We start from the raw sequence: 19,165 nt of genomic DNA, 5'->3' as shown, positions 1-19,165 counted from the left end.
ATGACGCAGCAGAGAAGGGGCGCCCGCGCCGGCCGCGCGGGCGCCGTGCCCTATCTGTTCCTCGCCCCGGCGATGGCGCTGTTCGCGCTCTTCATGGCGCTGCCCATCGGCTACACGATCTATCTGAGCCTGCGGCGCACCAAGGTCTCCGGCCTGGGCCTCGGCAAGGGGGCTCGCACGGAGGTCTTCGCCGGGCTCGCCAACTACGCCGCCGCCGTCGGCGACGGCGAGCTGTGGGCCGGCTGGCTGCGCGTCATCGGCTACGGAGCGCTCGTGCTCGTGCTGATGCTGGGGCTCGCCCTCGTGTTCGCGCTGATGCTCGACGCGGCGCACGTGCGGCTCGCCCGCCTCACCCGGATCTCGATCTTCCTGCCGTACGCCGTGCCGGGCGTGGCGGCGACGCTGATGTGGGGCTTCCTCTACCTGCCCAGCCTCAGCCCGTTCGGCGAGCACCCGTTCCTGAGCGCCGACCTGGTGACGTTCTCGATGGCGAACGTGGCGGTCTGGGGCGGCACCGGCTTCAACATGCTGGTGCTCTACACGAACCTGCGGGCCGTGCCGCGCGAGTACTACGAGGCGGCCAGGATCGACGGCGCGGGCGAGCTGGGCATCGCGCTGCGCATCAAGATCCCGATCCTGGTCCCGTCGATCATCCTGACCACGGTGTTCTCCGTCATCGCGACCGTCCAGGTCTTCACGGAACCGACCACCCTTCGGCCGTTGACGAACACGATCAGCTCGACCTGGAGCCCCTTGATGAAGGTGTACCGCGACGCGTTCGTCACGGGCGACCTGTACTCGGCCGCCGCGACGTCCATGGTGATCGCCGGGATCTCCCTCGTGCTGTCGTTCGGTTTCCTGCGGGTCGTGAAGAACCGCGCCTTCGGGGAGAGCTGATGGCCGCCACCGCACTGCCGAGGACCCGCGGGCACGCCCGCCCGTCGCAGCGCCGCCCGCTGGGGATCGTGCCGACCGGCGTGCTCGTGCTGGGCGCGATCTACACCCTGTTCCCGGTGAGCTGGGTGGTGGTCGCGGCCACCAAGTCCAAGGCCGAGCTGTTCTCCACCTCGACCTTCGCGCCCGGCACCGGCCTGCTGTCCAACCTGGCCGACCTGTTCGCCTACCGCGACGGCGTCTTCTGGCTCTGGCTGCTGAACACCGTCCTGTACGCCGGGGGCGGCGCGGTGCTGTCGACCGCGGTGTCCACGATCTCGGGCTACACCCTCGCCAAGTACGACTTCCCGGGACGGAACCTGATCTTCAACCTGCTCATCGGCGGCATCCTGGTGCCGTCGGTCGTGCTGGCGATCCCGCAGTACCTGCTGTTCTCCAAGGCCGGCCTGGCCGACACGTACTGGTCGGTGCTGCTGCCCCAGATCCTGCACCCGTACAGCATCTATCTGGCCAGGATCTACTCGCAGGCGGCGATCCCCGGCTCGCTGCTGGAGGCGGGCCGGCTCGACGGCGCGGGCGAGTGGCGGCTGTTCCGCCAGGTGGCGCTCCCGCTGCTGACGCCGGGCATGGTGACGATCTTCCTGTTCCAGTTCGTCGCGATCTGGAACAACTTCCTGCTGCCGTTCATCATGCTGGGCGACGACCACAAGTTCCCGCTGACGGTCGGCCTCTACACGCTGCTCGCCGCGGGCGCCAACCAGCCGTCGCTGTACAACCTGATCATCACGGGGACGATGCTGTCGCTCATCCCGCTGATCGCGCTGTTCCTCACGATGCAGCGCTACTGGCGTACGGACCTGTCCGGCGGGGCCGTGAAAAGCTGATGAGCGCGGGGGAACACGCTGATCGGCGGGGGGACAATACGACCATGGCGAAGCGTCCGACCATTCACGACGTGGCCGCGGCGGCGGGCGTCTCACGGGGCACCGTCTCCCGCGTGCTCAACGACGACCGATATGTGAGCCCCGCCGCCCACGCCGCCGTCCGCCGGGCCATCGCCGAGACCGGCTACATCGTCAACCGCAACGCCCGCAGCCTGGTCACCCAGCGGACCGGGTCCGTGGTGATGGTGCTGTCCGAGCCGCACGAGAAGGTCTTCGAGGACCCCAACTACAGCACCACGATCCGCACGGCCATCAGACGGCTCGGCGAGCGGGACGTCTCCCTGGTCATCATGCTGGCCGGGGACGACGGCGACCGCGAGCGCGTGGTGCGCTACGTGCGCGGCGGCCACGCCGACGGCGTGCTGCTGATGTCCACGCACGCGGGCGACCCGATGGTGGACGAGCTGGAGTCGATGCGCATCCCGGCGGTCGCCTGCGGGGCCGTCGTCGGGAAGGAGAACGTGATCCCCTACGCGGCGGCCGACGACCGCGAGGGCGCCCGGCAGATGACCCGCTACCTCGTGGAGCAGGGCCGCAGGAAGATCGCCACGATCACCGGCCCGATGGACACCCCGGGCGGCATCCAGCGCCTGGAGGGCTTCGCCGACGTACTCGGCAGGAAGGCATCGAGGAAGCTGATCGAGCACGGAGACTGGACCCAGCTCAGCGGCGAGAGCGCGATGGCGCGGCTGCTCGAGCGCACGCCCGACCTCGACGCGGTCTTCGTGGCCTCCGACCTCATGGCGGCCGGCGCGCTGTCCACGCTGCGCGCGGCCGGACGCCGGGTGCCCGACGACGTGGCCGTGGGCGGCTTCGACGACTCGTCGGTCGCCGCCACGACGCACCCGCCGCTCACCACGATCCGCCAGCCGCTCGCCGAGGTCGCGGAGGAGACGGTGCGGCTGCTGCTCGCGCTCATCGACGGAGGCGGCCCGGTGGACCCGGTCATCCTCCCCACCCGCCTCATCGTGAGGGAGTCGGCCTAGCGTCTCCCTGGCCCCTCGCCGGCGGTCAGCCCCTGATCGGCAGGACCGCGCGGGCGACGGCCAGGCGTTCGGCCTCTTCGCGCTCGGCGGCCTCCCGCTCGGCGGCCACGCGCCGGTCGTAGGCGGCGCGCGCCGCGGCGATGGCGTTCTGGTGCTCCTCGGTCCAGTCGACCAGGGCGCGGATGGTGGTGTGCAGGGTCGCGCCCATCGGCGTCAGCGCGTAGTCCACGCGCGGCGGGACGGTGGGGTGCACCGTCCGGCTCACCAGCCCGTCGCGCTCCAGATGCCGCAGCGTGCGGGCGAGCATCCGCTGGCTGACCCCGTCGATCGCGCGGCGCAGCTCGGTGAAGCGCAGGCTCCGCTTGTCGAGCAGCGCGATCACCAGGAGCGACCACTTGTCGGCGATGCGGTCGAGGATCTGCCGCACCTCGCAGTCCGCGCGCTGGTCCCATTGGAGGACGTCGTCGTCGACGCCGGTATTCGCGCAGTAACCGAGGGACTCGAAAGTGCCGTCTTCCACGGTCACCAATGGTGCCTGACGATGCAGTCGGTTACAAGAAGGAACCGGCAGGCCCACTCCGGGACCGGTTCCCCGACGAGATGGAGCCGGACTCCGATGTCCAATTCCGTGGGCGGAATCCCCGCCCGTATGACGGGACACGCGTGGGGCGTGCTGCTGGTGTTGTGCGGGGCGATCTTCCTGGAGGGGATCGACGTGGCGATGCTGAACGTCGCGCTGCCGTCGATCCGGGCCGACCTGGGCCTGTCCACAGGGATGCTCAGCGGCGTGGTCAGCGCCTACGTGCTCGGCTACGGCGGGTTCATGCTGCTCGGCGGGCGCGCCGCCGACCTGCTGGGTCACCGGCGGATGTTCCTGCTGTGGCTGGCCGTCTTCCTGGTCTTCTCCGGGCTCGGCGGGTTCGCCACTCAGGGCTGGATGCTGCTTGCCGCGCGATTCGTCACCGGGGTCGCGGCCGCGTTCATGGCACCCGCCGGGCTGGCGCTGGTCACGTCCAACTTCCCCGAGGGACCGGTGCGCACCAAGGCACTCGGCGTGTACGCGGGCACGGCGGCGGGCGGGTTCTCGCTCGGCCTGGTCGCCGGCGGCGTGCTCACCGCGTTCGGCTGGCGGTGGGTGTTCTTCGCGCCGGTCATCCTGTCGGCGCTGATCCTGGCGGCCGCCCTGATCCTCGTCCGCGACACGGGTGGCGAGCGGCCCTCGGGCGGCTTCGACCTGGCGGGGGCGTTCTCCGTCACGGGGGCCATGTTGCTGCTGGTGTACGGGGTGGTCCGGCTGGAGCGCCCCGGCGACGGCCCCGGTCTGACCGCCGGCGCGATCGCGGCGGGGCTGGCGCTGCTGGGGCTGTTCGTCGCGATCGAGCGGCGGTCGTCGTCGCCCCTGGTGCGGCTGGGCATCCTGCGCACCGGGCCGCTGGTGCGGGTGAACGCGGCGGCGCTGCTGTTCCTGTTCGCGTTCGCGGGGTTCCAGTTCCTGATCACCCTGTATCTCCAGGAGTGGCGTGGCTGGAACACGATGCAGACCTGCCTGGCCATGCTGGTGATCGGGATCGACACGGTGCTCGCGCCGACGCTGACGCCGCGCCTGGTGAACCGCTTCGGCAACACACGGGTGCTGTTCGGCGGCATCGCCCTCGCGGCGGTCGCGTACGCGCTGTTCCTGCCCGTGGGGATGGACTGGACCTACGCCGCCATGCTTCCGGCACTGCTCCTGCTCGGCCTGTCCTTCTCACTGGCGTACGGCCCGCTGACGATGGCCGCGACGGAGGGCGTCGACGAGGACGAGCACGGCCTGGCTGGCGGCCTGCTCTACACGGCGATGCAGTTCGGCACGGCGCTCGGGCTGTCGGCCGTCACCGCCGTCAGCGTCACGGCCGGGTCGGGGCCGAACGCGCTGCGGACCGCGCTGGTCGTCCCGGTGGCGGCGGCGGTGCTCGGCGCGGTCGTCGTCGCGTTCGGCCTCCGCGCCCCCGGCCGGGCCTCGGCACCGGCTCAGGACGCACCTCGAGCGCAGCCGCTGCAGAGGGATGTCACACACTGAGGAGGTGTCTCGTCCTCAGTACGTGAACGACCATGACGGCGGGATGGCCACCAGCCTGGACGCCGAGTTCCAGGCGATGCGGCCCCGGCTGCTCGGCGTCGCGTACGGCCTGCTCGGCAGCCTCGACGAGGCCGAGGACGTCGTGCAGGACGCCTGGCTCCGGCTGCGGTCCGCCGAGGCCGCCGACGGCGGCGACGAAATCAGGGACGTGACCGGCTGGCTGGTGGTCACGGTCTCCCGGCTCGCTCTCGACGTGCTGCGCTCGGCGCGGCACCGCAGGGAGGAGTACGTGGGGCCGTGGCTGCCGGAGCCCATTCTCACCGGGCCCGTCCTCACCCAGCCCGTCCTCACCGGGGCCGCGCCCGACCCCGCGGAGCGGGTGGCCCTGGACGAGTCGATGAGCATGGCCATGCTCGTCGTGCTGGAGTCGCTCAGCCCGGCCGAGCGGACGGCGTTCGTGCTGCACGACGTGTTCGGCCTGACGTTCGCCGAGGTGGGCGAGGCGGTCGGGCGCAGCCCGGCGGCCTGCAGACAGCTCGCCGCCCGGGCGCGGGCGCACGTCGCGTCGCGCGCGCCCCGGTTCGACGTGGACCCCTCGGAGCACCGGCGGGTGGTGCACGCCTTCGCCCGGGCCTGCCTCGGCGACGACATGGACGCGCTGCTCGCGCTGCTCGATCCGGACGTCGTCCTGCGCGGCGACGGCGGCGGCCGGGTGCGCGCCGGGAGGCGGCCGATCCTCGGCGTGGCCAAGGTGGCCAGGCTGCTGTTCGGCATCCGCAGGTTCGGCCCGTACGAGATGGTGCCGGCCGTGGTGAACGGCTGGCCGGGCCTGCTGCGCTACCGCGATGGCCGGCTGGTCGCCGTGATCGGCCTCACCATCGCGGACGGCCGGATCACCGCCGTCGACATGGTCATGAACCCGGAGAAACTCGCCCGCGTGACGCGGGCCGACGAGACGAGGAATCGACGATGAACGAGAGGATCGATATCCGCGAGCTGGCCCCCGAGGCGTACCGGGCCATGGGCGGGGTGGAGCGTTTCCTGCACGAGTGCGACGTGCCCCACGCCACCCTGGAGCTCGTGAAGATCCGGGCCAGCCAGATCAACGGCTGCGCCTTCTGCGTGGACATGCACTGCCGGGATGCCAAGAAGGCCGGGGAGAGCGACGAGCGCCTGTGGTCGGTGGCCGCCTGGCGGGAGGCGCCGTACTACACGGACGCCGAGCGGGCCGCGCTGGCGCTGACCGAGGCCGCGACCCGGCTCGCCGACCGGCCCGATCCCGTGCCGGACGAGATCTGGGCGGAGGCGGCGAAGCACTACTCCCAGGAGCAACTGGCCGCGCTGGTCGTGGCCATCGCGCAGATCAACGCCTGGAACCGGATCAGCGTCGTGAGCCGTAAGCTCCCCGGCGCCCTCTGAGTGAAAACGGGAGGACGACGGCACGCGGGGCGAATAGTCTGCCTACGTCATGGAAGGAGGAAGGGCCATGAGACGTACCGTGATCCGCAGGCCCCGCCGCGTCCGCCGTGCCGCCGCCGATCTCGACCTGCGCACCCCCTCCGGCCGGCCGCTTCCGTACTGAGACTCCTGTGACACCAGGGGCTTTACGCCCCTTTTACCAAGTCTCCGATAACTATTTGCGAAAGGTCACGGAACCATCACGGTCGGGGGGTAACAAAAATGGTCACGGTGGTGCCGTCGCTCGCCAAGGTCAGGGACATCAGGACCGCGCTGCGCCGCAGGCCCATGCGGGACAGGAAGGACCGGAAGATCGTCGATCTCAGGGCCTACACGGGCGGGAACGTCATCCGGTTCCCGAGGACGTCCGGGCCGACGTCCGCCGCCTGAGCCCGTTCTTTCCGCAGCGATCCACGAGACGGCCCGCCCGGCAGCCCTGCCGGGCGGGCCGAGCGCTTCTCGGGGACAGATGGTTAGATGTCGCCTTATGAGTGATCTGTCCGCAACCGAGCGGACCCGGCACCGCCGGCTGCGGGAGCAGGGCCGCACCGACCGGGAGGCGCTGTTCGAGGTGCTCCGGGCCGGGTTCGTCTGCCACCTCGGCGTCGTCGTGGACGGCGACCCCATGGTGGTGCCGACGGTGTACGGCTTCGACGACGAACATCTGTACGTGCACGGCTCGGTGGCCAGTCGCAGCCTCACCCGCGGCACGACGGTCTGCGTGACGATCACCCACGTCGACGGCCTCGTGCTGGCCCGGTCGGTCTTCGAACACGGCGTGAACTACCGCAGCGCGATGATCTACGGCGTGCCGCGCGTGCTGGAGGACGACGAGAAGCCGGCCGCCCTGCGGTGCCTGACCGAGCACATCACCCCCGGCCAGTGGGAGTACGCCCGGCAGCCGAACCGCAAGGAACTGGCCGCGACGACGATCCTCGCGGTCCCGCTCGCCGAGGCGTCGGTCAAGGTCCGCGAGGGCTACCCGGACGACGCCGACGACCCGCACGACGTGTGGGCCGGGATCCTGCCGCTCACCCCGTCGTGGCAGGCCCCCGTGACCGACCCGCAGGCCGCCGCCCATCCCGTCCCGCCGCACATCCTCGCCCGCACCGGCATGCCGCACTGACCGCGGCGCCGTACGATCCGGGTGGCGGCCGGCCGGGGGCTCGTCTCACCGGACCGGCAGCCACACCGTGCCCGAGCCCCGGTCGCGGGTCAGCCTGATCTCCCAGCAGCCCGGCTTGGGGAAGACGAACCCCGTGCCCCACTCCTGACCGGGCCGGTGCCAGGTCGATCCGCCGTGCTCCTCAGGACCCCAGGCCAGTCGGGCGGCGGTGCCGTCGGGGAGCGCGGCGGTCACGCGCAACGGCCCCTCCCCCGTCATCCGCCACACGATCTTGACCTCCCGTCCGACGGCGAACGGCACCGGCGCGAACACCAACCCCCACACCTCGGCTCCCTGCCCGGTGCCCCGCACCTCGGACAGTGCGTCCGCCGTGGCGCCGGGCATCCGTTCGCAGGGCTTCTGCGAAGGGGCGCTCGCAGGGGCGGACGCGGACGGGAGCGACGTTCCGGCGCCCGTGCCGGTGCCGGTGCCGGGGGTTCCGGTGCCGGCGCAGCCCGCCACGAGCACCAGGCCGCACAAACCAACCGCAGTGTGCCTCATGCCTCTGACTACCGCCGGAGCCACCCGGAGGTTCCCGCGAACGCGTCGAGCGCGCCCTGCCGGTCATCCTCCACCGGGCCCCTCAGCCGGCTCCTCTGTCACGTCTGCCACTTCATCAGCGGCCCCATGCGGCAGGATGGAGCGGTGACGCCTTCCCCAGCGGTCGTCCAGCCGGACAGGGACCTTCTCGAGGAGATCCTGGACGAGCTGGACATCGAGCACACCATAGACACAGAGGGCGACCTGGCGATCTCCACCGCCCACCTCACGATCTTCTTCCTGTTCGGCAAGGAAGGAGACCTGTTCACCGTACGCACCTTCTACGACAGGCAGTACTCGGTGGACGACAAGCCGATGCTGCTCACGGCCCTCAACGAGTGGAACGCGGACACGATGTGGCCGAAGGTGTACGCGTTCACGCAGGACAACGGCACCATCAGGGTCGTCGGCGACTCCCAGGTCTACATCGGGGCCGGCGTGACCAGGGAGCACCTGACCACGATGGTGGCCCACTGGGTCAGGTTCTCGATCAAGTTCTACCGCTGGCTCACCGACCGGCTCGCCTTCGAGACCGACTGATCAGGCCGGCGGCGTTCCCGGCAGCTCCCGCGACCGCGGCGCACGCAGCCCGTCGAGCACGATGCTCAGGTTCCGGCCCCACTGGTCCGCGGCCCGGATCCTCCGTCAGCCCCGCGCGAGGGCGTCGCGCAGCTCGGCGGTGGTCAGGCGGTCGACGTAGGCGGGCTTGTCCCGCTGGAACCGCCGTCCCTCCGCGAGCGGGCCCGCGTCGACCACGTCGAAGCCGAACGAGTCGATCAGCTCGGAGACCGCCTTCTTGGCCTCAGCGTCGTCGCCCGCGATGGGCAGCGCCCGCCGGTTCTCCGTGCCGGCCGGCTGTCCCTGCTCGGCGAGGTGGACGTAGTAGATGGAGTTGAACGCCTTGACGACCCGGGCTCCCGGCAGATGCGCGGCGAGCAGCTCGCTGTCGGTGGTCTCCCCCGCGTCGAGCTCGGGGAAGTGACCGTCCCGCTCGAAGTAGTAGTTGTTCGTGTCGATGACGATCTTCCCGTCCAGCGGCTCGACGGGGACCTCCCGGTACCTGCCGAAGGGGATCGTGACGACCACGATGTCCCCCGCCGCCGCGGCTTCGGCCGGAGTGGCGGCGCGCGCGGCCGGGCCCAGCCGGGCCACGAGTTCGGAGAGCGTGTGCGGCCCGCGGGAGTTGCTCAGCACCACCGAGTGCCCGGCGTCGACCGCCAGCTTCGCGAGGGTGCCGCCGATGTTCCCGCTGCCGATGAATCCAATGACCATGGCTGCGGCAACACAGCCATCCCTGGTCTCATTCCCCCACCGGTAAGCAGCGCCTGCCCGGCCCGGGTGAGCCGGGTGACCAGCCCCGTCATCACCGAGCACCTGGACCGCGTGGCCGCTACGGTCTGAGGTCTTCCTGACCGCCCGCGCCGGGACCGGCAGCATGGGTCAGCGCGGCGAGCACACGCCGGCGCAGCAGCACATACTGCTCGCGGCACCTTCTGGGCGCATCCGGTGGCCGATGCTGCACCCGGCCACCGGAAACAACCTCGCCGGGGTGAAACTGCGCTGCCGTGAAATCGACCTCGGTGCCGTCAGGCAGCCGGTTCCAGTAGTGATGGCCGACCTTGGCCCCATCGACATGGACCTCGCCCAGGATGAGATCCCCTCCGAGCAGGTCCTGGACCACCAGTGCCGTCACCCCGCACTGCCCCCGGGCGGGGTTGTCCGGCCGCCAGCTCTCCAGGTCATGAGGGTCGCAGGTGTCAGGCCCCCAGGCGGCCCGCAGCACCGGCCGCAGCAGCTCCACGCTCAGCATCCGAAAACAATGGCATGGAGGTACGACAACCGTCGTCCCCCCTTGGCGGGGAGGTGGCGGTAGAACGTGCGGCACATCCCCTCTGATACGCCGAAGGGGAACCGACCATGATCGGTTCCCCTTTCTCCATCCGGCCTGATGGACCGGAGTCGATCAGGCCGGATGATTCAGCGGATCGAGGTCCGCTCGTTCTCAGCTGCAGCCGCTGGTGCTGCCGCAGCCCTCGCAGACGTAGCAGCTGCCCGCGGGGCGCATCTTGGTGCCGCAGGTCAGGCACAGCGGCGCGTCCGCCGTACGGCCCTGGTGGCTCTCCAGCGAGGCGCCGACCCGGCGCGGCTCCGGCACCGTCACCGGCGCGAGCTGCCCATTGGACAAGCCCTCGGCGGGCTTGGCCTCGACGGGCGCGGACTGCGCCTTCTCGATGGGCGCGGACTGCGCCAGGGCGGCGGTGTCCACGTCCTGGAGCGCGGCCGGGTCCTCACCGCGCTGCTGCGCGGCCCGCTCGGAGGCGGAGAAGATGCCCAGGGCGGCCCGGTCCTCGAACGGCAGGTAGTCGAGCGCGAGCCGCCGGAAGATGTAGTCCATCACGGACTGCGCCATCCGGACGTCGGGGTCGTCGGTCATCCCCGCCGGCTCGAAGCGCATGTTGACGAACTTCTGCACGTACGTGTCCAGCGGCACGCCGTACTGGAGGCCGATCGAGATCGCCACGGAGAAGGCGTCCATCACGCCCGCGAGCGTGCTGCCCTGCTTGGACATCTTGAGGAAGACCTCGCCCAAGCCGTCGTCGGGGTAGGACGAGGCGGTCATGTAGCCCTTGGCGCCGCCCACCGTGAAGCGGGTGGTGGTGCTCGGCCGCTGGTTCGGCATCCGCCGCCGGGTCGGCCGCGCGACCTCCACGACCTGGACGACCGGCTCCTTCTCGACGATCTCGGAAACCTCCTCGGACGTCTTCTTCGCGACCGACAGCGGCTGCCCGACCTTGCAGTTGTCGCGGTAGACGGCCAGGGCCTTGAGGCCGAGCTTCCAGCCCTCCAGGTAGACCTGCTCGATGTCGTCCACCGTGGCGGACTCGGGCAGGTTCACGGTCTTGGAGATCGCGCCGGACAGGAACGGCTGGACGGCCGCCATCATCCGGACGTGGCCCATCGGGGCGATGGCCCGCTCGCCCATCGCGCAGTCGAACACCTCGTAGTGCTCCGGCCGCAGGCCCGGGGCGTCCACGACGTGGCTGTGCTCGGCGATGTACTCGACGATGGCCTCGACCTGCTCCTCGAGGTAGCCGAGCTGGCGCAGCGCCCGCGGGATCGTCTGGTTGACGATCTGCATCGAGCCGCCGCCGACGAGCTTCTTGAACTTCACCAGCGCCAGGTCGGGCTCGATGCCGGTGGTGTCGCAGTCCATCATCAGGCCGATGGTGCCGGTCGGGGCGAGCAGCGACGCCTGGGCGTTGCGGTAGCCGTTCTTCTCGCCGAGCTTGAGGCACTCCTGCCACTGCCGGGTCGCCTCGGCGTGCAGGGCCTTGTCCATGTCGTCGAGCGTGCGCAGGTCGTCGTTGGCCGCAGCGTGCTTGCGCATGACCCGCTTGTGCGGCTCGGCGTTGCGCTGGTAGCCGTCGTACGGGCCGACGATCCCGGCCATCTCGGCCGAGCGGCGGTAGGACACGGCGGTCATCAGCGAAGTGATCCCGGCCGCGATGGCCCGGCCGCCGTCGGAGTCGTACGCGTGGCCGGTCGCCATCAGCAACGCGCCCAGGTTGGCGTAGCCGATGCCGAGCTGGCGGTACGCCCGGGTGGTCTCGGCGATCTTCTGCGTCGGGAAGTCGGCGAAGGTGATCGAGATGTCCATCGCGGTGATGATCAGCTCGGTGACCTTCACGAAGGTCGAGACGTCGAAGGAGTCGTCGGCGCGCAGGAACTTCAGCAGGTTGATCGAGGCGAGGTTGCACGAGGAGTTGTCGAGGTGGACGTACTCCGAGCAGGGGTTGCTGGCCGTGATGCGCCCGGTCTCGGGGCAGGTGTGCCAGTCGTTGATCGTGTCGTCGTACTGCAGGCCGGGGTCGGCGCACTCCCAGGCGGCCTGGGCCATCTTGCGGAACAGCGACCGCGCCCCGACCTCCTCGATGACCTCCCCGGTCAGCCGGGCACGCAGGCCGAACTTCCCGTCGGCCTCGACGGCGCGCATGAACTCGTCGGAGATCCGCACCGAGTTGTTGGCGTTCTGGTACTGGACGGAGACGATGTCCTTACCGCCGAGATCCATGTCGAACCCGGCGTCGCGCAGCGCGCGGATCTTGTCCTCCTCGCGCGCCTTGGTCTCGATGAACTCCTCGATGTCGGGGTGGTCCACGTCGAGGACGACCATCTTGGCCGCCCTTCGGGTGGCGCCGCCCGACTTGATGGTGCCGGCGGAGGCGTCGGCGCCGCGCATGAAGGAGACCGGGCCGCTGGCCGTGCCACCGCTGGACAGCAGTTCCTTGGACGAGCGGATGCGGGAGAGGTTGACCCCGGAGCCGGAGCCGCCCTTGAAGATGACGCCCTCTTCCTTGTACCAGTCGAGGATCGACTCCATCGTGTCGTCCACGGCCAGGATGAAGCAGGCGCTCACCTGCTGGGGCGAGCGGGTGCCGACGTTGAACCACACCGGGGAGTTGAAGCTGAAGATCTGGTGGATCAGGGCGTGCTTGAGCTCGTGGTCGAAGATCTCCGCGTCCTCCTCGGAAGCGAAGTAGCCGTTCTCGACGCCGGTCCTGGTGTAGACGCCAACCACCCGGTCGACGAGCTGCTTGAGGCTCGACTCGCGCTGCGGGGTGCCCACCGCCCCGCGGAAGTACTTGGTGGTGACGATGTTGGCCGCGTTGACCGACCAGAAGTCCGGGAACTCCACGCCGTGCTGCTCGAAGTTGACCGAGCCGTCCCGCCAGTTCGTCATCACGACGTCGCGCCGCTCCCAGCGGACCTCGTCGTACGGGTGGACACCCGGGGTGGTGAAGACGCGCTTCATCTTCAGGCCCTTGCGCGGGCGCTTGCCGGCCCGGCCCCCTGCGCCCGATACGGTGCCGCTCACGGTCTCCGTCATGACTTCCCCCTCCCAGGGCCCGGTGGAGCCCCTCTTTCGGACCACGCTCGTTACAAACTCATCGTCGCGCCGCGGCCACCGCACCCACGCCGTGCCGCCGCCTCCGCCCCGTCCCGGTCTCCCCGGGAGGAGGCGCTCAGTCCTCGATCGGCTCCCGGTCGCCTCTGGCCGCCCGGAGCTGCTCGATCTCCATCTCGAAGTCGGCCAGCGTCTCGAATCCCCGATAGACCGACGCGAAACGCAGGTAGGCCACCTCGTCGAGGTCGCGGAGCGGGCCCAGGATGGCCAGGCCCACCTCGTGGGAGGCGATCTCGGCCGCGCCGGTGCCCCGGATGCTCTCCTCGACGCGCTGCCCGAGCTGGGCGAGGGAGTCCTCGCCGACCGGGCGCCCCTGGCAGGCCCGCCGTACGCCGGCGATGACCTTCTCCCGGGAGAACGGCTCGGTGACCCCGCTGCGCTTGCTCACCATCAGCAGCACGGTCTCCTGGGTGGTGAACCTGCGCCCGCACTCGGGGCAGGTGCGCCGGCGGCGGATCGCCGCCCCGTCCTCGGCCGCACGGCTGTCCACGACCCGGGTGTCCGGGTGGCGACAGAACGGACAGTGCACTTCATCGCCTCCCTGAACGTACATCCCGAACACAAGGTGTGGTGAACTTACACCGCTGTGACTACTAGATGTTGTGGTCCAACCGTAGGAGTGCCCGACCTTGAACGCAAGTCGAACCGGCGACGGGAGGGGAAGTGCCTGTTCGGCGCGCGTGTCGCGCCCCCAGTCACGGCTGCCTCAACTGCCCCTCACGTCGGGGAATACGCCCTTTACGCGCCCTTTCTCGCCCGATTTCCGTAGGGCTTCTGACCTGGGCGTACAGCGACCAGAGAAGATCGGGTAAATCGAACACGGGATCGATCGAACTCCCGTACGATGAGGTGGACGTCGAGATCGGCGATTTCGCTGGATATCGAACAATTGTTTGACGGTGATCTTGAATCGCGGTACGGTCGCTCTGTGCGACATGAGGAACACGGATCGAGAGGTGGCATCGTGAGTGACCGAAGTGAGCAAGCGGATGGCGTCAGCGACCTCGCGGTTCGCAGGCGCGACTCGCTTGGCCTCACCCCCAGGCAGCGGAAGATCCTCGAGGTGATCCGCGACTCGGTCCAGCAGCGCGGCTATCCGCCGTCCATGCGGGAGATCGGGGAAGCGGTCCAGCTGACCAGCACCTCCAGCGTGTCGCACCAGCTCACGGCGCTCCAGCGTAAGGGCTACCTCCGGCGTGACCCGCATCGGCCCCGGGCCCTGGAGGTCCGGCTGCCGGGCGAGCCGGTGCTGTGGGTTGATCCCGACGCGACCTCCGAGGAGGAGGCCGGGTTCAACCGGCCCACCGCGGCCTACGTGCCGCTGGTCGGCCGCATCGCGGCCGGTGGTCCCATCCTCGCCGAGCAGAGCATCGAGGACGTGTTCGCGCTGCCCAAGCAACTCGTGGGCGAGGGCACGCTGTTCCTGCTCCAGGTCTCCGGCGACTCGATGATCGAGGCCGCCATCGCCGACGGCGACTGGGTCGTGGTGCGGCAGCAGCCGGTCGCCGACAACGGCGACATCGTGGCCGCCATGATCGACGGCGAGGCCACCGTGAAGACGTTCAAGCGCAAGGACGGGCACGTGTGGCTGGTGCCGCACAACCCCAACTACGAGCCGATCCCCGGTGACGAGGCCACCGTGCTCGGCAAGGTCACGGCCGTCCTGCGCAAGCTGTAGCCGTCCACCGGTTCCGGACGCCGCACAGGGACAAGCCCGGCGCTCACGAGAGCGCCGGGCTTGTCCTGTGCCGTGTTCAGTTCGCCGTCAGGAGGCGGTGCAGCTCACCGGCGACGGAACGCCGTTGGTGCCCGACCAGCTTCCGTTGAAGCCGAACGTGGTCGAGGCCCCGGCGCCCAGCGCGCCGTTGTAGGACAGATTCGTCACCGTGACGTTGGAGCCGCTCGCGCTGAGCGTGCCGTTCCAGAGCTGGCTGATGCTCTGGCCGTTCGGGAAGGCCCACTTCACGGTCCAGGCGGAGATCGCCGAGGAGCCCGCCTTGACCGTGACCTCGCCCTGGAAGCCGCCGGGATACTCGTTGGCGACCTTGTACGTGGCGGTGCACGTCTTCCCGCCAGGCGACGAGGGAGACGCGGACGGGGACGCCGACGGCGACGCGGAGGGAGACCTCGACGGAGACGCCGAAGGGGACACGCTCGGCGAGGCCGAGGGCGACACCGGCGGCGTCGGGTTGCCTCCCGTCGGCGGGATCAGGTAGGGCGAGATGATGCTCTGCTTGGCCTGGTCGACCGTCGCCCAGTCGTCCTTCAGGATGCCGCCCGTGTCACCCGAGTTGGGGTTCCACGACCAGTAGGTAAACGACATGCCGTTCACCCCGCTGCCCATGTACTTCATGAGCTCCTGGAGCCAGACCTTGTCGATGTTGCTGGCCAGCGTGGTGCCGAACTCGCCCACCATGATCGGCGCGATGTTCTGCTTGTACAGGTAGCCCCAGTACTTGTCCCAGATGGCCGGCATGTTGGCCGGGTACGACGGGTCGTCGAACCACGTCTGGTGGTAGACCGACGTGGCGTACTCGTGGGGCGAGTAGACGAGCCGGTTGGCCACGTTCAGCCGCACCGGGTACTGCCCGGCCTTGGTGAGGTTGCCGCCCCACCAGCCACAGTCCTCGTCGTTGCTGGTGTCGTTGTCCCAGACGTTGGACAGGCCGCCACTCGGGCAGCTCACGCCCTCCACGAAGATCAGCCAGTTGGGCTGCACGGACAGGATGGCGTTGCCCGCGCGCTCGGCCGCCAGCCGCCAGTCACGCGACTGGTCGCCGCAGCCCCAGCAGGAGCCGATCGCGTTCGGGTTGGTGCCGTCGGCGTGCGGCTCGTTGTGCAGGTCGGCGCCGATGACGGTGGTGTTGCCCGCGTAGTGCTGGGCCAGCGACTTCCAGTTGCTGATCCAGGTGGACTCGGGGACGCCCGAGGTGTACCACAACGCCGTCTGGCCCGCGCTGGTCGGCCGGTGCCGGTCGAGGATGATCCGCATGCCCTTCTGGCCCGCGTAGTCCACGACCTTGTCGAGGATCTGCAGCGGGGACAGGCCGATCAGGTCGGGGTTGGAGTAGGTGTTGACGCTCGTCGCCTGCGCGCCCGGCTTCAGCGCGTCGTCGGAGAAGGGCACCCGGATGGTGTTGTATCCAAGGTTCGCCATGAGGTCGAGCTGGCTCTTCCACGGGTTGTTCGCCCACAACCCGTGGAAGGTCTTGTTGTCGGTCTCCATGCCGAACCAGTTGATGCCGGTCAGCCGGACCGTGGCGCCGGTGCTGTCGACGATCTTGTTCCCGCTGGTGTGCAGGTAGCCGGTGCCCGTGCCGGCGGCGTTCGCCGGCGATCCGGTCACGACGAGAACGGTCGCCGCCATCGCGGCGGCGGTCACCAGCCCGCCGAGAATTCGTCTGTACAAGACGTGCCTCCCACGCAGGGGCGCACGCCGACGGTGAGCCATACGGTCAGGCGCGCACCCCAGACCACCGCCGGAGCGGTGGTGGTCGCGGCATGCCCTGACCGCACGCCTACATCGATAAGACTAGTTTTGTGGCTCGGGCGTAATTTTGTCCGGAAGGCCAGCCGATCGTCAACGTCCCGTCACGGCACGATGTTGACAAGCTTCGGCGCGCGCACGATCACCTTCCGCGGCTCGCCGTCCAGGTAGGGCCGGACCTTGTCCGACGCCAGGGCCAGCGCCTGCAGGTCGGCCTCGGAGATGTCCGGGGAGACCTCCAGCCGGTCGCGGACCTTGCCCGCCACCTGCACCACGGCCGTGACCGACTCCTGGACCAGCAGCGCCGGGTCCGCCTCGGGCCAGCCGGCTTTCGCGACCGACGGCGCGTGCCCGAGCCGCTCCCAGCCCTCCTCCGCGACGTACGGCGCGACCAGCGACAGCATGACCGCCAGGGTCTCTGCGGCCTCGCGGACGGCCGGGTCGGCCGCGCCGGGCCCGGCGTCGATCGCCCGGCGGGCGGCCGTGGTCAGCTCCATCATGCGGGCCACCGCGACGTTGAACCGGTAGCTGTCGACGAGCTTGGTCACCTCGTCGATGGTCCGGTGGGTGACCTTGCGCAGCTCGACGTCGCCGCCGGAGAAGTCCTTCCCCGGGGCGGACGCCGCGCCGGCCTCGGCCATCACGCGGAACGCGCGGGCCAGGAACTTCTGCGACGCGGCCGGGGAGACGTCGGCCCAGTCGATGTCGTCCTCCGGCGGCCCGGCGAAGATCATCGTCAGCCGGACGGCGTCCACGCCGTACGCGTCGATCTGCTCGCCCAGGTCCACACCGTTGCCCAGCGACTTCGACATCGCCTTGCCCCGGTTGATCACCTGGCCCTGGTTGAGCAGGCGCAGGAACGGCTCGGTGAAGTCGACCAGGCCCATGTCGTACAGGACCTTGGTGAAGAACCGCGAGTACAGCAGGTGGAGCACGGCGTGCTCGACCCCGCCGACGTACTGGTCGATCGGGCCCCACTCGCGGACCCTCTCCACGTCGAACGGTCCGTCGGTGTAGCCCGGGTCGCAGTAGCGCAGGAAGTACCACGACGAGTCGACGAAGGTGTCCATCGTGTCGGTGTCCCGCTGGGCGGGGCCCCCGCACTTGGGGCAGGAGACGTTGACCCAGTCGGTGGCGGCGGCCAGCGGCGAGACGCCCTTCGGCTTGAGGTCCGCGCCGCGCAGGTCGGGCAGCGTGACCGGGAGCTGGTCGTCCGGCACCGGGACCTCGCCGCAGTCCACGCAGTGGATGATCGGGATTGGCGTGCCCCAGAACCGCTGCCGCGACAGCAGCCAGTCGCGCAGGCGGTAGTTGACCGCGGCCCTGCCGGTGCCGCGCTCCTCCAGGACCTCGATGATCTTCTGGATCGCCTCGGCCTTCGTCAGCCCGTCGAGCGGGCCGGAGTTGACCAGCGTGCCCTCGCCGGGGGTCGCGACACCGGTCTCACCTGGGTCGGCCAGGCCGGTGTGCACGACGACCTTCACCGGCAGGCCGAACTTCCGCGCGAAGTCGAGGTCGCGCTGGTCGTGGGCGGGCACCGCCATGATCGCGCCGTGGCCGTAGTCGGACAGCACGTAGTCGGCGGCCCAGACGGGGATGCGCTCCCCGCTGACCGGGTTGACCGCGTAGGTGCCCAGGAAGACGCCGGTCTTCTCCTTCTCGGTGGACAGCCGCTCGATGTCGGAGAGCTTGGCGACCTCGGCGCGGTAGGCGGCCAGCGCCTCGGCCTGCTCGGGGGCGACGATCTCCTCGGCCAGCGGGGCGTCCGCCGCGACGACGAAGAACGTCGCGCCGTACAGCGTGTCGGGGCGGGTGGTGTAGACGGTGACCGGCTCGTCGCGGCCCTCGATCTCGAACCGGACGTCGGCGCCGGTGGAGCGGCCGATCCAGTTGCGCTGCATCGTCAGGATGCGGTCGGGCCAGCCGTCCTCGATCCGCGCCATGTCGTCGAGCAGCCGGTCGGCGTACTCAGTGATCTTGAAGTACCACTGGGTCAGTTCACGGCGGACGACGTCGGCTCCGCAGCGCTCGCACTTGCCCGCCACGACCTGCTCGTTCGCCAGCACGGTCTGGTCCTGCGGGCACCAGTTGACCAGGCCGCCCTTGCGGTAGGCCAGGCCCCGCTCGTAGAAGCGGGTGAACAGCCACTGGTTCCAGTGGTAGTACTCCGGGTCGCTGGTGTGCAGGCGGCGCGACCAGTCGAAGGAGATCGCGTACCGCTTGAACGAGTTCGCCTGCGTCTCGATGTTCGCGTACGTCCACTCGGCCGGGTGGGCGTTGCGCTTGATGGCCGCGTTCTCCGCGGGCAGGCCGAAGGAGTCCCACCCGATCGGGTGCAGGACGTTGTAGCCCTTCTGGAACCAGTAGCGCGCGACGACGTCGCCGATCGCGAAGACCTCGCCGTGCCCCATGTGGAGGTCGCCGGAGGGGTAGGGGAACATGTCGAGCATGTACTTGCGCGGCCTGGTGTCCGCAAGGTCCTCGACCGCCGCGAAGGGGTTCAGCTCCTCCCACCGCGGCAGCCACTTGGCCTGCAGCGCCTGCGGGTCGTACACCGGCTCGTCCACTTCCACTCCTCGCCAGGCGGCTGGAATCACACAGATGATGGCGCGCCCGGGGCAGAACCCCGCCGCACCCCCTCTCTGGTCCGGGAGGGGAGGGCGGCC

Annotated in this window: 18 protein-coding genes; 10 read left to right on the top strand and 8 right to left on the bottom strand. The window is 69.9% G+C overall.

Going from position 1 to position 19,165, the window contains the following annotated elements:
* The 3 genes from ACQEVJ_RS10615 to ACQEVJ_RS10605 are packed head-to-tail and all read left to right on the top strand — an operon-like array spanning position 1 to position 2,824.
* Complete coding sequence (locus tag ACQEVJ_RS10615) at positions 1-897, top strand: carbohydrate ABC transporter permease (RefSeq protein WP_433099663.1); 897 nt, start codon at positions 1-3, stop codon at positions 895-897.
* Complete coding sequence (locus tag ACQEVJ_RS10610) at positions 897-1,778, top strand: carbohydrate ABC transporter permease (RefSeq protein ID WP_433099661.1); 882 nt, start codon at positions 897-899, stop codon at positions 1,776-1,778. The genes ACQEVJ_RS10615 and ACQEVJ_RS10610 overlap by 1 nt, the downstream gene beginning before the upstream one ends.
* A 44-nt stretch (positions 1,779-1,822) precedes the next feature.
* Positions 1,823-2,824 (top strand): LacI family DNA-binding transcriptional regulator, encoded by a 1,002-nt coding sequence (locus ACQEVJ_RS10605; RefSeq protein WP_433099659.1) that lies wholly within the window; start codon positions 1,823-1,825, stop codon positions 2,822-2,824.
* Between the two features lie 25 nt (positions 2,825-2,849).
* Here the strand turns inward: ACQEVJ_RS10605 and ACQEVJ_RS10600 are convergent, their stop codons facing one another.
* Positions 2,850-3,344, bottom strand: coding sequence for a winged helix-turn-helix transcriptional regulator (locus ACQEVJ_RS10600; RefSeq protein ID WP_433099657.1), 495 nt, complete (start codon positions 3,342-3,344; stop codon positions 2,850-2,852).
* 96 nt (positions 3,345-3,440) lie between these two features.
* Between ACQEVJ_RS10600 and ACQEVJ_RS10595 the strand changes: the two genes are divergently transcribed.
* The 5 genes from ACQEVJ_RS10595 to ACQEVJ_RS10575 all read left to right on the top strand — a co-directional run bounded on the left by ACQEVJ_RS10595 (position 3,441) and on the right by ACQEVJ_RS10575 (position 7,467).
* Positions 3,441-4,883 carry an MFS transporter gene (locus tag ACQEVJ_RS10595; RefSeq protein ID WP_433099655.1) on the top strand — a complete coding sequence of 481 codons (1,443 nt, stop codon included), beginning with the start codon at positions 3,441-3,443 and terminating at the stop codon, positions 4,881-4,883.
* Between the two features lie 4 nt (positions 4,884-4,887).
* Positions 4,888-5,856: an RNA polymerase sigma factor SigJ gene (gene sigJ / locus ACQEVJ_RS10590; RefSeq protein WP_433099653.1), complete on the top strand. Its 969-nt coding sequence runs from the start codon at positions 4,888-4,890 to the stop codon at positions 5,854-5,856.
* Positions 5,853-6,302 (top strand): carboxymuconolactone decarboxylase family protein, encoded by a 450-nt coding sequence (locus ACQEVJ_RS10585; protein WP_433099651.1) that lies wholly within the window; start codon positions 5,853-5,855, stop codon positions 6,300-6,302. The genes sigJ and ACQEVJ_RS10585 overlap by 4 nt, the downstream gene beginning before the upstream one ends.
* A gap of 261 nt (positions 6,303-6,563) precedes the next feature.
* The gene (locus ACQEVJ_RS10580) at positions 6,564-6,731 is read left to right on the top strand and encodes a hypothetical protein (RefSeq protein WP_433099649.1); all 168 of its coding nucleotides are present in this window, start codon (positions 6,564-6,566) and stop codon (positions 6,729-6,731) included.
* 97 nt (positions 6,732-6,828) lie between these two features.
* Positions 6,829-7,467, top strand: a complete 639-nt coding sequence (locus tag ACQEVJ_RS10575) for a pyridoxamine 5'-phosphate oxidase family protein (protein WP_433099647.1) — start codon at positions 6,829-6,831, stop codon at positions 7,465-7,467.
* Between the two features lie 45 nt (positions 7,468-7,512).
* On the opposite strand, the gene ACQEVJ_RS10570 is transcribed toward ACQEVJ_RS10575, so the two are convergent.
* The gene (locus tag ACQEVJ_RS10570) at positions 7,513-8,007 is read right to left on the bottom strand and encodes a hypothetical protein (protein WP_433099646.1); all 495 of its coding nucleotides are present in this window, start codon (positions 8,005-8,007) and stop codon (positions 7,513-7,515) included.
* 144 nt (positions 8,008-8,151) lie between these two features.
* Here ACQEVJ_RS10570 and ACQEVJ_RS10565 point away from each other — a divergent pair, with 144 nt between their 5' ends.
* Positions 8,152-8,586, top strand: a complete 435-nt coding sequence (locus ACQEVJ_RS10565; protein WP_433099644.1) for a YbjN domain-containing protein — start codon at positions 8,152-8,154, stop codon at positions 8,584-8,586.
* Positions 8,587-8,691: 105 nt separating this feature from the next.
* On the opposite strand, the gene ACQEVJ_RS10560 is transcribed toward ACQEVJ_RS10565, so the two are convergent.
* From ACQEVJ_RS10560 to nrdR, 4 genes are all read right to left on the bottom strand, one after another.
* A complete protein-coding gene (locus tag ACQEVJ_RS10560; protein ID WP_433099642.1) occupies positions 8,692-9,318 on the bottom strand; it encodes an NADPH-dependent F420 reductase in 627 nt (208 codons plus the stop codon).
* Positions 9,319-9,436: 118 nt separating this feature from the next.
* Positions 9,437-9,856, bottom strand: coding sequence for a YunG family protein (locus ACQEVJ_RS10555; protein WP_433099640.1), 420 nt, complete (start codon positions 9,854-9,856; stop codon positions 9,437-9,439).
* Positions 9,857-10,048: 192 nt separating this feature from the next.
* On the bottom strand, positions 10,049-12,934 hold the full coding sequence (locus ACQEVJ_RS10550) for a vitamin B12-dependent ribonucleotide reductase (RefSeq protein WP_433099638.1): 2,886 nt from the start codon (positions 12,932-12,934) through the stop codon (positions 10,049-10,051).
* Positions 12,935-13,070: 136 nt separating this feature from the next.
* The gene (nrdR, locus tag ACQEVJ_RS10545) at positions 13,071-13,541 is read right to left on the bottom strand and encodes a transcriptional regulator NrdR (protein ID WP_433099636.1); all 471 of its coding nucleotides are present in this window, start codon (positions 13,539-13,541) and stop codon (positions 13,071-13,073) included.
* A gap of 432 nt (positions 13,542-13,973) precedes the next feature.
* Between nrdR and lexA the strand changes: the two genes are divergently transcribed.
* The gene (gene lexA / locus ACQEVJ_RS10540) at positions 13,974-14,690 is read left to right on the top strand and encodes a transcriptional repressor LexA (RefSeq protein WP_167538760.1); all 717 of its coding nucleotides are present in this window, start codon (positions 13,974-13,976) and stop codon (positions 14,688-14,690) included.
* Between the two features lie 87 nt (positions 14,691-14,777).
* On the opposite strand, the gene ACQEVJ_RS10535 is transcribed toward lexA, so the two are convergent.
* The gene (locus tag ACQEVJ_RS10535) at positions 14,778-16,421 is read right to left on the bottom strand and encodes a cellulase family glycosylhydrolase (RefSeq protein WP_433099634.1); all 1,644 of its coding nucleotides are present in this window, start codon (positions 16,419-16,421) and stop codon (positions 14,778-14,780) included.
* A 182-nt stretch (positions 16,422-16,603) separates the two neighbouring features.
* Positions 16,604-19,066: a leucine--tRNA ligase gene (gene leuS, locus ACQEVJ_RS10530; protein WP_433099632.1), complete on the bottom strand. Its 2,463-nt coding sequence runs from the start codon at positions 19,064-19,066 to the stop codon at positions 16,604-16,606.
* Positions 19,067-19,165: the final 99 nt, after the last annotated feature.

The sequence above is a fragment of the Microbispora sp. CA-102843 genome (assembly GCF_050936215.1).
Lineage (GTDB): Bacteria > Actinomycetota > Actinomycetes > Streptosporangiales > Streptosporangiaceae > Microbispora.
This window is presented reverse-complemented; position numbering and strand designations above follow the sequence as displayed.

What these genes read in the sequence shown, in the direction of transcription:
- ACQEVJ_RS10615 (WP_433099663.1), top strand. Translation starts at nt 1, where the DNA reads ATGACGCAGCAGAGAAGGGGCGCCCGCGCCGGCCGCGCGGGCGCCGTG.
- ACQEVJ_RS10610 (WP_433099661.1), top strand. Translation starts at nt 897, where the DNA reads ATGGCCGCCACCGCACTGCCGAGGACCCGCGGGCACGCCCGCCCGTCG.
- ACQEVJ_RS10605 (WP_433099659.1), top strand. Translation starts at nt 1,823, where the DNA reads ATGGCGAAGCGTCCGACCATTCACGACGTGGCCGCGGCGGCGGGCGTC.
- ACQEVJ_RS10595 (WP_433099655.1), top strand. Translation starts at nt 3,441, where the DNA reads ATGTCCAATTCCGTGGGCGGAATCCCCGCCCGTATGACGGGACACGCG.
- ACQEVJ_RS10585 (WP_433099651.1), top strand. Translation starts at nt 5,853, where the DNA reads ATGAACGAGAGGATCGATATCCGCGAGCTGGCCCCCGAGGCGTACCGG.
- ACQEVJ_RS10580 (WP_433099649.1), top strand. Translation starts at nt 6,564, where the DNA reads ATGGTCACGGTGGTGCCGTCGCTCGCCAAGGTCAGGGACATCAGGACC.
- ACQEVJ_RS10575 (WP_433099647.1), top strand. Translation starts at nt 6,829, where the DNA reads ATGAGTGATCTGTCCGCAACCGAGCGGACCCGGCACCGCCGGCTGCGG.
- ACQEVJ_RS10570 (WP_433099646.1), bottom strand. Translation starts at nt 8,007, where the DNA reads ATGAGGCACACTGCGGTTGGTTTGTGCGGCCTGGTGCTCGTGGCGGGC.
- ACQEVJ_RS10560 (WP_433099642.1), bottom strand. Translation starts at nt 9,318, where the DNA reads ATGGTCATTGGATTCATCGGCAGCGGGAACATCGGCGGCACCCTCGCG.
- ACQEVJ_RS10555 (WP_433099640.1), bottom strand. Translation starts at nt 9,856, where the DNA reads ATGCTGAGCGTGGAGCTGCTGCGGCCGGTGCTGCGGGCCGCCTGGGGG.
- ACQEVJ_RS10550 (WP_433099638.1), bottom strand. Translation starts at nt 12,934, where the DNA reads ATGACGGAGACCGTGAGCGGCACCGTATCGGGCGCAGGGGGCCGGGCC.